The organism is Streptomyces sichuanensis (assembly GCF_020328095.1).
GTDB classification, from domain to species: Bacteria; Actinomycetota; Actinomycetes; order Streptomycetales; family Streptomycetaceae; genus Streptomyces; species Streptomyces cinnamoneus.
Genome location: NZ_JAIXMK010000073.1, coordinates 25470 through 39590, shown reverse-complemented (window position 1 = coordinate 39590; position 14121 = coordinate 25470). Strand labels below are relative to the sequence as shown.

The 14121-nt window shown below is 73.2% G+C and carries 10 protein-coding genes; 8 read left to right on the top strand and 2 right to left on the bottom strand.

Annotation, left to right across the window (positions count from 1 at the left end; all coding sequences use genetic code 11):
* Positions 1-68: 68 nt before the first annotated feature.
* Positions 69-1226, top strand: coding sequence for a hypothetical protein (locus LE181_RS20740; protein WP_225662816.1), 1158 nt, complete (start codon positions 69-71; stop codon positions 1224-1226).
* Here the strand turns inward: LE181_RS20740 and LE181_RS20735 are convergent.
* Positions 1154-1654, bottom strand: a complete 501-nt coding sequence (locus LE181_RS20735; RefSeq protein ID WP_225662829.1) for a GtrA family protein — start codon at positions 1652-1654, stop codon at positions 1154-1156. The two genes, LE181_RS20740 and LE181_RS20735, sit on opposite strands and share 73 nt — an antisense overlap.
* A 171-nt stretch (positions 1655-1825) precedes the next feature.
* On the opposite strand from LE181_RS20735, the gene manB reads away from it, so the two are divergent.
* The 6 genes from manB to LE181_RS20705 all read left to right on the top strand — a co-directional run bounded on the left by manB (position 1826) and on the right by LE181_RS20705 (position 10625).
* Positions 1826-2905 carry a mannose-1-phosphate guanylyltransferase gene (gene manB, locus LE181_RS20730; protein ID WP_225662815.1) on the top strand — a complete coding sequence of 360 codons (1080 nt, stop codon included), beginning with the start codon at positions 1826-1828 and terminating at the stop codon, positions 2903-2905.
* A 162-nt stretch (positions 2906-3067) separates the two neighbouring features.
* Positions 3068-3907 carry a polyprenol monophosphomannose synthase gene (locus tag LE181_RS20725; RefSeq protein ID WP_225662814.1) on the top strand — a complete coding sequence of 280 codons (840 nt, stop codon included), beginning with the start codon at positions 3068-3070 and terminating at the stop codon, positions 3905-3907.
* A 15-nt stretch (positions 3908-3922) separates the two neighbouring features.
* Positions 3923-5413, top strand: a complete 1491-nt coding sequence (locus tag LE181_RS20720) for a hypothetical protein (protein WP_225662813.1) — start codon at positions 3923-3925, stop codon at positions 5411-5413.
* A complete protein-coding gene (locus tag LE181_RS20715) occupies positions 5410-6678 on the top strand; it encodes a glycosyltransferase family 87 protein (protein WP_225662812.1) in 1269 nt (422 codons plus the stop codon). The genes LE181_RS20720 and LE181_RS20715 overlap by 4 nt, the downstream gene beginning before the upstream one ends.
* A 3-nt stretch (positions 6679-6681) precedes the next feature.
* Positions 6682-9474, top strand: a complete 2793-nt coding sequence (locus tag LE181_RS20710) for a bifunctional glycosyltransferase/CDP-glycerol:glycerophosphate glycerophosphotransferase (RefSeq protein ID WP_225662811.1) — start codon at positions 6682-6684, stop codon at positions 9472-9474.
* Positions 9471-10625, top strand: a complete 1155-nt coding sequence (locus tag LE181_RS20705; RefSeq protein ID WP_225662810.1) for a glycosyltransferase — start codon at positions 9471-9473, stop codon at positions 10623-10625. Before LE181_RS20710 ends, LE181_RS20705 begins: the two co-directional genes overlap by 4 nt.
* Before the next feature lie 5 nt (positions 10626-10630).
* Here the strand turns inward: LE181_RS20705 and LE181_RS20700 are convergent, their stop codons facing one another.
* Positions 10631-12340, bottom strand: coding sequence for a glycosyltransferase family 2 protein (locus LE181_RS20700; protein WP_372458437.1), 1710 nt, complete (start codon positions 12338-12340; stop codon positions 10631-10633).
* A gap of 326 nt (positions 12341-12666) precedes the next feature.
* On the opposite strand from LE181_RS20700, the gene LE181_RS20695 reads away from it, so the two are divergent.
* The gene (locus tag LE181_RS20695) at positions 12667-14100 is read left to right on the top strand and encodes a glycosyltransferase family 39 protein (RefSeq protein WP_225662808.1); all 1434 of its coding nucleotides are present in this window, start codon (positions 12667-12669) and stop codon (positions 14098-14100) included.
* The last annotated feature ends 21 nt before the right edge of the window (positions 14101-14121 follow it).

The following is a 14121-nucleotide window of genomic DNA, read 5'->3' as shown; positions in this document are numbered from 1 at the left end:
TCCGAGTAAAAGGGGCGGCTCCGGGGAAAACCCCCGGAGTCGCCCCTTTCGCGTGCTAAGAGAGACGGATGAGAGTCGTTTCGCGGCTTGTGTCCACCCCGGCGCGCCGGGAGACGGCCGGCGCGGTGGCCGTTCATCTGGCCCTTGCCGTCATCGGCTTCACCCTCCTCCTGTTGATCAACCGCCATGTCGGGCACGGCGTGCAGTGGCTGCTGTACCGCTGGGACAGCGGGAACTACCTGAAGGTCGCCGAGCGCGGCTATCCGAGCTTCATCCCCTACCGTCCCGACGGGACGCCCGACTACAGCCGGCTCGCCTTCTTCCCGCTCGTTCCCGCGCTGATCCGTGGCCTGCATCTGCTGACCGGCCTGCCCTACGCGTACGCGGGAGTGGCGATCTCCTGGTGTACGGCGGCGGTGGCCGCGGCGGGCGTCTACCGGCTCATGAGGGCGGCCGGAGCCTCTCCCGGCGCGGGGTACGCGTGCGTGGCGCTGTGGTCCTGCTCGCCGTACGCCTTCGCGCTGTGGGTGCCGTACTCGGAGGCCGTCTTCAGCGCACTGCTGGTGTGGGCCATGGTGGCCCTGCTGGCGCGGCGGTGGCTGACGGCGGGCCTGCTGTGCCTGCTGGCGGGCGCGGTGCGGCCGACGGCCGTGGTGCTGATCGCGACGGTGGTGCTGGCCGCGGGCTGGGCGCTGGTGCACCGGCGCGACGGATGGCGGCCGGGGGCGGCGCTGGTGCTGGCGCCGCTGGGGCTGCTGGCGGGCTGGCTGTTCCTCGGCAGCCGGGTGGGCCGCTGGGACGGCTGGTTCGAGGCGGAGCGGGCCTGGGGGCAGTCCTTCGACTTCGGTACGGGCACGGTGCGCTTCATCGGGGACGTGCTCACGTACCGCGAGCGGTGGAACGCGGAGGACGTGCGGCACGTGGCCGTGCTCGCCGTGGTGCTCCTGACGGCGGTCGGTGTGCTGGCCCTGGCGCTGGACCGGACGGTGCCCCGGCTGCTGGTGCTGCTGGTGGCCGGGGCGTGGCTGCTGATGATGGGGACGCCGGGCTCGCACTACTCGAAGCCGCGCTTCATGCTGCCGTTCCTGCCGGTTCTGCTGCTGTTGGTGGCCCGGCCGCTCGCGCGTGCTCCGCTAGTGGTGCGGATCTGTCTCTACGGTGGGGGTGCGGTGGTCTCGGGGTGGTACGCGGCGGGATTGCTGGCGCTGTTCGAAGGATCGCCGTGACGCGAGCCGTGCCGTCCGCCGCGGCCCGGCAAGGCCCGGAAGACCCAGGCCCGGTAGGACCAGAAGCGGAAGAGGGTGGCCGTGCCGATGCCCAGGAACTTGAAGAGGTTCCCCAGCAGCGGGCCGCGCCAGCCGAAGCCGTAGGTGGCGATGTAGAGGACACCGTTCTCGATCACCAGTCCGATGCCGCTGAAGGCCGCGAAGAGGAGGACCTCCCGGCTGCGGCGGGTCTTGTCGCGGTCCCGGTAGGTGAAGTAGCGCAGGCCCAGATAGTTGAACGTGATGGCGACCACCGTCGCGATCACGCTGCACCGCACCACCGGCAGTCCGGTGGCGCCCCGGCAGACGTTGAAGACGCCGAGGTTGACGAAGATCCCCAGGCCGCCGACCGTGCCGAACTTGGCGAACTCGTGACCGAGCGCGAGCAGGCGGTCCCTCCCGGACGGGCGCTTCCCCCTCGACTGCGTCGGTCGCACGGGCATCTCCAGATACGGTCGCCACGCGTAGCGGACATTTCACGTAGACAGCAGATTGTAGTGTAAATTGCCGCAAAAACTGACGCAGTGCGACGGGGTGACCACAGTGGGCGAGGAACTGGCATGACAGAGGCGGTACTGCTCGTCGGCGGCAAGGGCACTCGGCTCCAGCCGCTCACCATCCACACGCCGAAGCCTATGGTCCCGGCCGCGGGAGTGCCGTTCCTGGCCCACCAGCTGGCGCGTGCCAGAGCCGCCGGCGTCGACCACGTCGTCCTGGCCACCTCGTACCTCGCCGAGGTCTTCGAGCCGTACTTCGGCGACGGCTCCGCCCACGGCATCCGGCTCACGTACGTCCATGAGGAGGAACCCCTCGGCACGGGCGGCGCCATCCGGCACGCCTCCCGGGCCCTGTCCGCGAGGCCCGGGGAGCCCGTGCTCGTCTTCAACGGCGACATCCTCACCGGACTCGACATCGCGCACCTGCTCCTGCGCCACGAGCGCGCCCAGGCCGATGTCACCCTGCACCTGACGAGGGTCGCCGACCCGCGGGCGTTCGGCCTCGTCCCCACCGATGCCGACGGCCGCGTCCTGGCCTTCACCGAGAAGCCGCGCCACCCGGACGAGATCGTCACCGATCAGGTCAACGCCGGCTGCTACGTCTTCCGACGCGAGGTGATCGACTCCATCCCCGCGGGCCGCCCGGTCTCCGTCGAACGGGAGACCTTCCCCGGGCTGCTGTCCGACGGAGCCCTGCTGCACGGCGTGGTCGACGCCTCGTACTGGCTCGACCTGGGCCGCCCGGCCTCCTTCGTCCAGGCGTCGGCCGATCTCGTCCGCGGCATCGTGCGCTCCCCGGCGGTGCCCGGAGAGCCCGGGGAGTCCCTGGTGCTGCCCGGTGCCCACGTCGGCGGCGGGGCCAGGCTCTGCGGCGGCACGGTCGTCGGCGCGGGTGCGCACATCGGGGCGGGTGCCGAGGTCGAGGGCTCCGTCGTCCTGGACGGCGCGCACATCGAGGCGGGGGCGCGCGTACGGGCGTCCATGGTCGGCACCGGCGCCCGGGTGGGCCCGCGGACCGTGCTCGACGGCGCGGTGATCGGCGACCACTCCGAGATCGGTGCCGACAACGAACTGCGCGAAGGGGCCCGCATCTGGTGCGGCACCACCATCCCCGACGCCGCCATCCGCTTCTCCGCCGTGTGAGCCGCACGGGTCGTGCATCGTGCACGTCGAACGCCCTGCCCACCGTGCTGCGTCTCGTGCAGGGCCTGCACCATCCCCTGGAGACAGTTGTGAACAGCCGTTTGAACATCCGTTTGGCCGCCTGAGCCGTCCCCCCGCACGTTCCGTCGCAAGGACCAGCCCATGAGCTCTCCGCGCACTCCCGCCGGCCCGCCCCTGCCCGCCGAATGGGGCCGCACTCCGCTGACCGTCGTGATGCCCACCTACAACGAGGCGCAGAACCTGCCCACCATGACGGAGGCGCTCATGGCGCTCCCCCTGGAGGGCCTGCGGCTGCTGGTCGTCGACGACGACAGCCCCGACGGCACCGGCGCCATCGCCGAACAGCTCGCCGAGAAGTACAACGAGGCCGAACGGCGCGACGAGACCGGCCGCGTCCGCATGGGCGTGCTGCACCGCACGGCCAAGGAGGGCCTCGGCCGGGCGTACGCCGCCGGGATGGAGCGGGCGGTCGCCGAGGGCGCCGCCTACGTCCTGCAGATGGACGCCGACGGCAGCCACCCCACCGAGAAGATCGCCGACATGCTGGGCGTCGCCCTGGCCACCGGTGCGGACGTCGTGGTGGGCAGCCGGTACGTGCCCGGCGGCACCCTCTCCGACGCCTGGAAGACCCACCGCAAACTGCTCTCCCGCTGGGCCAACGCCTACGCCAGCGGCATCCTCGGCACGCGCGTCCGCGACATCACCGGAGGCTTCAACCTCTGGAGCGCCCACGCGCTGCGCACCATCGATCTCGGCAGTGTCGACAGCGCCGGCTACAGCTTCCAGGTCGAGACCAAATACCGCGCGCTGCGGGCCGGATTCACCGTGATGGAGGTGCCCATCCACTTCGAGGACCGCACGGCAGGAGAGTCGAAGATGGACCTGGCCGTGCAGCTCGAATCCGTGGCCATGCCCTGGCGGCTGCGCTCGAAGACCCTGCGCGCGGCCGCGACACGGCCGGCCGCCAAGCGCTCCCGCTGACCCGTGATGCCGGCCATGGCCTCCAGGGCCCGCCTGCCGCACCGGGCGGCCGCGGTCGCGGTCCTGCTGCTGACCGCCCTGCTGCTGCTCATGGTGGTCCGGCTGCCCTGGTCCGGTGACCTGGGGATGCACGGTGCGGTGCTGGAGCGGCTGCGTGCGGACCTCCTCCACCCGGGCAACCCCCTGGTGGACGAGGACACCGCCAGCCCGTACTACTCGCCCTGGGCGGTCGCGCTGGCCCTGGTGGCGTCGGTGAGCGGCTGGGGAACGTTCGGGGTGCTGCGGCTGGCGGCCCTGGGAGGGCTCGCCCTGCTCGGCAGTGGGATCGCCGCCTTCGTCCGTACGTTCAGCCGCCGGCGTGCGGCCGTGCCCCTCGCGCTGCTGTGCGTCCTGCTGCTGTACGGCGTGCGGCTCTTCGCCTGGAGCGGGGTGCCGGGCCTCAGCTCGCTGTGCCTGACCCTGGCCTATCCGAGCACCTTCGCCCTGGGCCTCACCTTCCACCTGTGGGCGCTGCTGCGCTGGGGGCTTGAGGAGGCATGGGGGCTCCTGGGGTTCCTGGGGCTGGGAGCGCTGCTGGCGGCGGTGCTGCTGTGCCATCAGTTCACCGGCGCCGTCGCGGTGCTGGGCGTCGGTGCCCTGCTGGTCGGGGCGCGGCCCGGGCCAGACCGGAACCTGTGGCTCCGGATGGCGGCGGGGGGTGCGCTGGCGCTGCTCGTGCTGCTGTCCTGGCCGTACTACCCCTTCCTGGCGCTGCTGGACGGAGGCGGGCTGGACGCCGTCCACCGGCCGCTGTACGACTTCCTGCCCGAGCGGTTCTGTCTGGTGGGGCTGGGCGTCGTCGCCCTGGCGATCCGCTGGCGGCGCGACCGTCGCGATCCGCTGGTGCTCCTCTTCGTGCTGGGCGCCATGATCTTCGCGGCCGGCTGGCTGAGCGGGCACTACGCGTGGGGCCGTGTCCTGCCGGCCATGCTGCTGCCCGCCCAGCTCGCGCTGGCCATCGAGGTGGCCGAGGCCGGCGGCGCAGGGCTGCGCCGGGCCCTGCCGGCGGTGACGGTGGCCGCCCTGCTGGTGGGGGCGTGGATGCAGGCGGGGGTGCTGTCGTACGTCCTGCGCAGGGACGCCATTCCGCCCGTGCTGCGCGACGTGCCCGCCTTCGGGCTGTGGCGAGGGCTGGGCTGGGCGGTGGCGCAGGTGCCCAAGGGGGCGACGGTGATGACGGACGACTTCTATGCGCTGCGCACCCTGCCCGCCTACGGGCCCTACACCGTCGCCCCCGCCTATCCGGATCTCTTCCTTCCCGACGAGAAGCGGCGCCGGGACGCGACACGGCGCTACTTCGCCCCGGCCACTTCCCGGGCCGAACGGCTCGGCATCCTCAAGGAGTACGGCGTGCGATGGGTGCTGCAGAAGAACGGCGGCGGGGGTCTCGCCCCGGACGATCCCGCGCTCAGGAGGGCGGCCCGGGGGCCGGGCGGACTCGCGCTGCTGGAGGTCGTGCGGCCGTGACCGCCACGGAGGTTCCCGTCCCCCCTGCCGCCCCCGCGGACATCGTCGGGTGGCTGCGAGGCCGCGCCTCGCGGCCGGTGCTGACCGCGGCGCTGCTGCTGTACGTCCTGAGCTCGATCCGGGCCTACGCGAAGGACCGTACGGGCCTGGACAACGCGGTCGTGGTGCGGGCGGCGCAGGCCCTGCTGGAGGGCGGCTCGCCGTACGCGGACAAGCGGTTCCTGTACCTGCCGGGGGCTGTGTTCGCGGCGGTGCCGCAGACCTTCTTCCCCGAGCGGGTCCTGTTCTACGCCGTGCCGGTGGTGACGGGTGCCTTCGTGGCGGTGGGGGCGGTGCTGGCGCTGCGGATCTTCTCGGTGCGGGCGGACAGCCGGCTGGCGGCTGCCATGGTGGTCGGCATCGCGCTCTTCCTGCCGTTCCACAGTCTGGTCTTCCTGGGCAACTGGACGGCGGCGTCGGCGCTGGCGTTCCCGGCGGCGCTGCTGCTGGCGCGGCGCGGGCGCTGGTCGGGGGCGGGGATGGTGGTCGGGGCGGCGATCGCGCTCAAGCCGATGCTGGTGCCGATGCTGCTGGTCTTCGTGCTGGCCCGGCGGTGGCGGGCGCTGGCCTGGGCGGTGGCCCTTCCCGTGCTGCTTTCTCTGGCGGCGGCGTCGGCGATGCCGCGGCCTGGGCTGTTCTTCACCCGGACGCTGCCTTTCCTGTTGCACGGCCAGGACGCGTACGCCCGTCCGTACGACGCCTCGTGGCCGGCGGTGCTGCCCCGCTTCGGGGTGCCGCACACCCTGGCCTTCGCGCTCGCGGCGGCGGCGGGGGTGGTGGTGCTGGGCTTCGCGTGGCTGCGGTGGCGGCGAGGGGGCGCGCCCGGGCTGCAGCTGGTGGAGTGCGCGTCGTTGTTGATGCTCGCGGCGTTCGTGGTCTCGCGTCCCTCGTTCCTGAACTACGCGCTGGTCGTGGCGCCTTCGCTGGCGGCGTCGGTGGTGGAACGGGGGGCGGCGGTGCGGTCGGTGTGGTTCTGGATGCCGCTGGTGCCGCAGTTGGGCGGGGTGCCGTGGCCGGGGCTCGACACCGCCCAACGGCATGCGTACCGGGACATCGTGATGTTCACGGGGCTGGCGGCGGTGCTCGCTCACGCGGCCTGGCGGGGGAGCGGCGAAGAAAAAGGGGTGGTAACTGTCAGTGATGACGGTTACTCTCTGTGTAGTGCGATCGCGTCCTCGGCCGATTCCGATGCGATCGCGTCTCCCACCGATTCCGAAGTGAGGTGACCCATGCCCGCCTCCGATGTCAGCGTCGTCGTCATCGTTCACAACGACGCCGAGCGACTGCCGCGCGCCGTGCGCTCGGTCCTCGGGCAGTCCCTGCGTCGCCTCGACGTCATCGTCGTCGACGACTGCTCCGCGGACGGCTCCTACGAGGTCGCCCGCAGCCTGGCCGCAGCCGACCCCCGCGTGCGCTGCCTGCGGCTCCCGGCCAACAGCGGCGGGTGCGGCGCGCCGCGCAACGCCGGCCTGGACGCCGCCCGGTCCCCGTACGTGATGTTCCTCGACAGTGACGACGAACTGCCGTACCACGCCTGCAAGTCACTGCTCCTGGCCGCCGAGGAGAGCGGCGCCGACTTCGTCACCGGCGAGGTCGCCCGGCTCTTCGAGGAGACCGGCACGACGGGCCTGTGGTACCCCGAACTCTTCACGGACGCCCGCCTCGTCGAGGGCATCCGCTCCGCCCCCGAATACTTCCTCGACCACCTCTCCACCAACAAGCTCTACCGCGCCGACTTCCTCGCCCGGCACGACCTGCGCTTCCCCGAACACCTGCACTACGAGGACCAGCTCTTCTCCGCCCGGGCCTTCACCCTGGCGCGGGCCTTCGCCGTCGTCCCGTGGCCCGTCTACACCTGGCACCTCGCCGGCGACCCCGCGAGAGGACCGTCCATCTCCTCCAGCAGACACAAGATCCAGAACGTCAGGGACCGCATCACCGTCGCCGGCCTGATCGACACCTTCCTGGAGGAGAGCGGCAACGCCGCGCTCAGACCGGCGAAGGACGCCAAATTCCTCCGGCACGACCTCCGCCTCTACCTCGGCGACCTGCCCTTCCGCGACCGCCGGTGGACCGAGGAGTTCGCCGCCACCGTCAGCCCCTATCTGAGCGGCATCGCCCCGGAAGCCTTCGCCACCGTGCCCCGCGAACAGCAGCTCTGCCAGTACCTGCTGCGGACGGGCCGGCTCGCCGAGGCCGCCGAGTGCGCGCGCACGCTGGACCGGCCCCTGATCGCCCCCCGCCACACCGTCCGGGACGCCGCCGGACGGACCTACTGGGGCCGCACCCTCCCCCAGGACGAACAGGCCGCCGCCGCACTGGACATCAGCGCCTGGCGGCTGGACGAGCAGCCCTTCACCACCGCCCCCCTGCGCCACGAAGTGGTGCGGCTGGAGCCGTCCGGGACACGCCTGCGGATCTCGCTGCGCACCTACGACCCGGCCCGCGTGCTCGACGGCACGGCGCCCGTCACCGCCGAACTGCGCATCGCCGCCACCGCCGAACCGCTGGTCGTGCCGTTCCGCTACGACCGGGCCCGCGGCGGGGACGGGCCGGACGCGCAGGTCCGCACCGCCGAGGCCGAGCTGGACCTCGGCCTGGTCCCGGTCGGCGCCAAGGGATTCCGCGGGCGGCGCCACCCGCTGGTCGCCCTGGACCGGCTGGGGCTGACCCGCAGCGACCCGCTGCTGGCCCCCGCCGACCTGCCACCGCTGCGGGCGCGCGTCGGCCGGCACACCGTGCGGGCCGCGTGCGAAGGACACGGCGTGGGACGCCTCGAACTCGCCTGGGAGCGCGCCGGAGCCCTCGCCCGCGCCGAGGACCTCGCGCCCGGCCTGTCGCCCGTACGCCGCCGCGTCCACCGCCTGACCCGCCGGGTGACCGGCCCCCGGGCCAAGGCCCTCACCTACCACGAGCTGCAGAAACTGCCCATCGACGACGGGCTCGTCGTCTTCGAGGCCCTGGAGGGCCGCGGCTACGCCGACAGCCCCCGCTACCTCCACGAGGAACTCCAGCGCCGCCGCCTCCCGCTGCGCGCCGTCTGGTCCTACTCCGGCAGCCGCTCCTCCTATCCCGAGGGCGTGGAGCTCATCCGCCGCGGCAGCTGGGAATACGCCCGCACGGTCGCCCGCGCACGCTACTGGATCGACTCGCACGGCTTCCCCGTGCTCTTCACCAAGCGGCCGGGCACCCGCTACCTGCAGACCTGGCACGGCCAGGCCCTCAAACACATGGGATTCGACACCCCCGAGCTACGGCTCGCCGGCCCCGAACGGCAACGCCTGCACCGCGAGATGGTGGCCCGCTGGGACGCGCTCGTCTGCCCCAGCGAGGAGTTCGAGCGGACCTTCGTCCGGGCCAACGCGTACGACGGCGAGCTGCTGCGCACCGGGCTGCCCCGCAACGACGTCCTCGTCCGGTGGAACGACCCCGCCCAACGCGACCGCGCCGCCGCCACCCGCGAGCGGCTGCAGATCCCCGACGGACGCAAGGTGCTGCTCTACGCCCCCACCTTCCGTGACGGGGTGCGCGGCAGCGGCGAATCCATCCGCGTCGACCTCGCCGAGCTGGTGCGGGAGGTGGGCGAGGAATGGACGGTCGTGATCCGGCCGCACTACTACGAGCGGTTCACCGTCCCGCGCGAGCTGGGGCACGCACTGCGCGACGGGCGCGAGTTCACCGACCTCAACGACCTGATGCTCGCCTCGGACGCCCTGCTCACCGACTACTCGTCGGTGATGTTCGACTATGCCAACCTCGGCCGGCCCATCCTGTTCTACGTCGATGACTACGAGCGCTACCGCTCCGTCTCGCGCGGCACCTACTACGAGCTGACGGACATCGCCCCCGGCCCGCTGTGCACCACCACACGCGAACTGGGCGCTGCGCTCCGCGATGCGGTGGAGCTGCAGGAGCGGTGGGCCGGGGCCTACGCACGCTTCCAGGCCCGCTTCAACCCTTATGAGACCGGGCGGTCGAGCAAGGCCGTGGTCGACCTGTTCTTCGAGGGGAGCGCCCGGTGACGACACGCCACCTCTTCCTCGTCGGCATCGACGTCGATTCCATGGGCGGTTCCCAGCGGGTCCTGCACACCCTCGCCCAAGGGTTCGCCGAACGCGGCCACCGCACCGAGCTCATCGGCATCCGTCCCAGCCCCGAACCGCACACCTACCTCGCCGATCCGGCCTACCGGCGGACCACCCTCTACGACACCCCCGCCCCGCCCTCCTGGCAGGCCGCCTCGCTCGCCGAGCGGCTGCACCCCGCCCGGCTGCGCCGGGCGCGTGGTGAACGGGCGGCACGGAACAAGGCGCGCCGGCGGCTGGCCCGGAGGTTCGCGTCGGTGCCGGCCGGCAGCGAAGGTCTGGTGATCATCGGCTCGCCCTGGGCGGCGGTGTGGCTGGACTCCCTGGAGTGGCCGCTCCACCTGAGGGCCATCGGGCAGTACCACGAGTCGTTCCTGCAGGCGTGCCACACCGTCAACCTGCAGCTGATCCTTCAGTACTACCCAGCCCTGGAGAAGGCGGTCTTCCTCAGTGAACCGGATGCGGCGGAGTTCCGCCGCCGACGGCTGCCGAACGTCGCCGTGATGCCCAACCCCCTGCCGTTCACACCGCTCGACCCCGCGCCCCTGGACACGCGGCGGATCGGCGCGGTCGGGCGGCTCGACCCGGTCAAGCGGCTGGACCGGCTGATCGACGCCTTCGCCGCCGTCTGCCCGGCGCACCCCGGCTGGGAGCTCCACTTCTTCGGCGATGGCCCGCTGGAGCCGGAGCTACGGGAGCAGGCCGCCCACCTGGGCATCGGCGAGCGGGTCCGCTTCCGGGGCAGCGTCCGCGACATGGCCGCCGTCTACCGCGAGCTGTCGGTCGTGGCCCTCACCAGCGAACGCGAAGGCCGCCCCATGGCCCTCGCCGAAGCCTCCGCGGCCGGTGTGCCCTGCGTGAGCTTCGACCTGTCGGGCGGCGTCCGCGAACTGATCACCCACGGACGGACGGGCACCCTCGTGCCGCACGGCGACGCGACGGCGTTCGCGACGGCACTGGGCGAACTGATGGAGGACGGTGCGCTGCGCGCGCGGTACGGCAGGGCGGCGCGCGAGCACGTCGCACCGCTGGCCCTGCCCTCGGTGCTGGACCGGTGGGAGGCGCTGTTCGAGGAGGTGGAGCGGTGACGCCGTCACACGCCCGTCGACGGGCGAACGCCCGGGGTCCGGAGGCCGGGCCTGTGTTTCCGGAAAGGGGCGGGCCGACGGAGGGGGAAGCGCTTGCGCAGCCTGCGTTCGGCAATGGCGGCGGCGGACCGTACGCCGGGCACGAGCCGCAGCGCGAGCGAGCCGCCCGTGGCCGCGTAGGGCTGGGCCACCAGCACCCCGCACCGCGCGCTCACGGCCACACCCGGGCGAGGGGCGGCCCCGCCGCTGAACACGCCCCGCACGGCCGTGCGCAGAGTGCCGCCGTGCTCGCACCGGATGCGCACCCGGACGTCCCATACCTGGGCCGGGCCCGGCCGGTGGCCGTGGGTGGACAGCCCGGCGAGGTCGACGTCGAGCGCCGCGGTCCAGCCCGCCTCCTCGGCCACCAGCGGGGCCGAGTGCTCCACCACCGTCCCGTCGCGGTCCTGCAGTCGGAGTTCCACGTCGACCGTGTGCGGACGGGCCGCCGCCAGCCGCCCGTACAGCTCGTGGACGCGCAGGTGCAGCCGGGCCCGGGGGCCGAGTCCCCGGGACAGCGCGGCGTCGACGGTCACCGGCAGCCGGCGGACCGGCTTCGCGCCGGGCCCGGTGAGGCCGTCGAGGAGCACCTCCGGGAGGTCCGGTGCCCAGACCGGCCGTCCGGCCGCCTCGGCATAGGGCGGGAGCAGCCGGGCGGGACGGGCGGCCAGCTGGGCCAGGCGCTCCAGGTCGCGCGGGACCGGCGAGGCCAGGACGACCCGGGCGATCCAGCGGGCCGGGGCGCGGGCGGCGCGCAGGTCAGCCTCGTCGTAGGCGGCCAGGCAGTCACGGGCCACCTGCCACCAGGTGGTGCCGTACGCGGGCCCGTGGGAGGGCAGTTCGCGGGCGTACATGCGCAGGTCGTGGTCGAGGAACTTCACCCGTGCCGCGTGGGCGAGGGGCTTGCTGCCGGCGTCGAGGAAGACGTTCACGCCGTGCTGATGGGCGAGGACGCGGGCCCGCCAGTTGGCGACGCTGCCCCGGTCGAGGGAGATCGACGGCCGCGCCGCGTTCCGGCGCACGTGCCAGATGTAGACGGGGTCGGGAACGGTCGCCACCCGGGGACCTGCCGCGAGGACACGCGCGGTGAAGACGAAGTCCTCGTAGTGGAATGCGCCCTCGGGGAAGGCGATGCCATGGCCGGTGAGGAAGGCGCGCGCGTACAGCTTGTTGACGCAGAGGGTGTCGTGCAGCAGGGCGGGGTGTTCCTCGGGAGAGCTATGGACGGCGGGCCTCCGGTAGAGGCCGCGCTGCCAGGGGGTGTCCCGCCGCCGGGGGAGCTCACGTCGCACGCACAGCCCCGCGGCGACGGGGACGTCGTGCCGCAGGGCGGCGTCCAGCAGGGCGGCCACCGCGCCCGGGGGGAGCGCGTCGTCGCTGTCCAGGAACATCACATACGGCGCGGTGGCGGCCCGGACACCGTCGTTGCGGGGGGTGCCGCAGCCTCCGCTGTTGACGGTGCGGTGGACGACCTTCAGGCGCGGTTCGCGCTCGGCCAGGCGGTCGAGGATGTCGCCGGTGCCGTCAGTGGAGGCGTCGTCCACGGCGACGACCTCGGCGACGACCGGGCCCTGGGCCAGGGCGGAACGGACGGCGTGGGCGATGTGCCCGGCGTCGTCATAGCCGATGACGATCACGCTGACCTGCGCGGTGGCAGGAGTTCCGCTCCCGTTCACTGTCACAGAAAACAGTCTTATCCGATAAGTACGACAAGTGGGCACCATGGTCACCCATGCGGGGCGGGACGGGGAGAGACGGGGGAGGGACACAGATGGGACCGATGGCGCTACCGACGGCACGGGCGACGGCACGGGCGACGGTCTTGCGGACGCTGCTGTGGACGGTACTGAGACCGGCGGCAGCACGGCTTGCCGGCCGGTCCGGGGGCAGCCGGTCCGGGGGACGGGCCGGAGCCCACGGGTCCGGCAGCCCGTCCGGTGACCGGTCCGGTGGCGGACGGCGCGTCTCTGCCGTGCTCGTACCGGCCGTGCTCGTACCAGCCGTGCCTGCCGGTGTCATGCTGCTGCTCGGCCTGTGGGGGCTGGACCGGGGCACGATGTGGCGGGACGAAGCCGCCACCTTCCAGGTGGCCCGCCGCTCGCTGCCCGAGATCTGGCACATGCTCGGCAGCATCGACGCCGTGCACGGCCTGTACTACCTGCTGATGCACCCGCTCCTCGCCCTGTGCGCCGACGAGACGGTGCTCCGCCTGCCGTCCGTGGCCGCGGCGGCCGCCACCGCGGCGCTGGTCGCCCTGATCGGCAGCCGGCTGGCCCGGCCCCGGGTGGGGCTGTGGGCGGGGCTGCTCTACGCGGTCACCCCGTTCGTCAGCCACTACGCACAGGAAGGCCGCTCGTACGCCCTGGTCGCCGCCGGCGCCGCCCTGGCCACGTGGCTGCTCATACGGGCCGTCGAGGACGACTCCCCCTACCGGCGCTGGGTGGGGTACGGGGTGGTGGTCGCGGTCACGGCGCTGCTCCACGAGTTCGCCGTGCTGGTGCTCGCCGCGCACGCCGTGACCCTGCTCGTCTCCCGGGTGCCGTGGCGCACGCTGCGGCGCTGGGGGTGCGCGGCGGCGGGGGCGTGCGGGGTGCTGGCGCCGCTGGCGGTGGTCTCCCGCCGCCAGAGTGAGCAGGTCGCGTGGATCCGCACGCCCGGCCCCGAGCAGGCGCAAGCACTCCTCCGCGCCTTCGCGGGCCCCGGCGAGGCCGTCCTGACCGTCGTCGTGCTGCTGGCCGTCGTGGCGCTGCTCCTGCCGCTGCCCCGCACCGGGCCGCTGCGGCTGAGCACGGTCGCCCTGCCGCTGGCCCTCGTTCCGCCGGCCCTGCTCTACCTCGCCTCCCAGCGCCAGCCGCTCTTCCTCGACCGCTATCTGCTGTTCAGCCTGGCGGGCGTGCCGCTGCTCGCCGCGGCCGGCGCGGAACGGCTGCTGGGGGTGGTGCCGTGGCGCCGGGCTGTGACGGTGGCCGGTGTCGCGGTGGTCGCCGCGGCCTTCGCCGTCCACCTGACCGTCCAGGAGCTGGAGCGGTTGCCGGCGAGCCGGGGCGACGAACTCGCCCGGGTGGCCTCGGCGGTGGGGCGGGTGGCGCGGCCGGGGGACGCGGTGCTGTTCCTGCCGCTCCACGAGCGCCGCACGGCCCTGGCCTACCCGCGGGACTTCGCTGGGCTGCACGACCTCACCCTCAAGCGGTCGCCCGCCGCCTCCGGCACGCTCCTGGGCGAGGAAGTGGGCACGGCGGAGCTACGGGCCCGGCTGGGCCGGCTCCCCCCGCGCGGACGGGTGTGGGTGGTGGCGGACACGACCACGGTCGGCACCCCGTGGTTCCGTGCCCAGCGCGCCGAGCGGGCCAAGGTGGGGGCGCTCGACACGCTGTACCGGGAGGAGTCCACCGTGTTCGTCCGAGGCGGTGCGATATCGCTCTACCTGCGCCGGTAGACACGCCACAGGACGCACCTG

Coding starts and splice junctions, on each gene's coding strand:
- LE181_RS20710 (WP_225662811.1), top strand. CDS start 6,682: ATGCCCGCCTCCGATGTCAGCGTCGTCGTCATCGTTCACAACGACGCC.
- manB (WP_225662815.1), top strand. CDS start 1,826: ATGACAGAGGCGGTACTGCTCGTCGGCGGCAAGGGCACTCGGCTCCAG.
- LE181_RS20740 (WP_225662816.1), top strand. CDS start 69: ATGAGAGTCGTTTCGCGGCTTGTGTCCACCCCGGCGCGCCGGGAGACG.
- LE181_RS20720 (WP_225662813.1), top strand. CDS start 3,923: ATGGCCTCCAGGGCCCGCCTGCCGCACCGGGCGGCCGCGGTCGCGGTC.
- LE181_RS20725 (WP_225662814.1), top strand. CDS start 3,068: ATGAGCTCTCCGCGCACTCCCGCCGGCCCGCCCCTGCCCGCCGAATGG.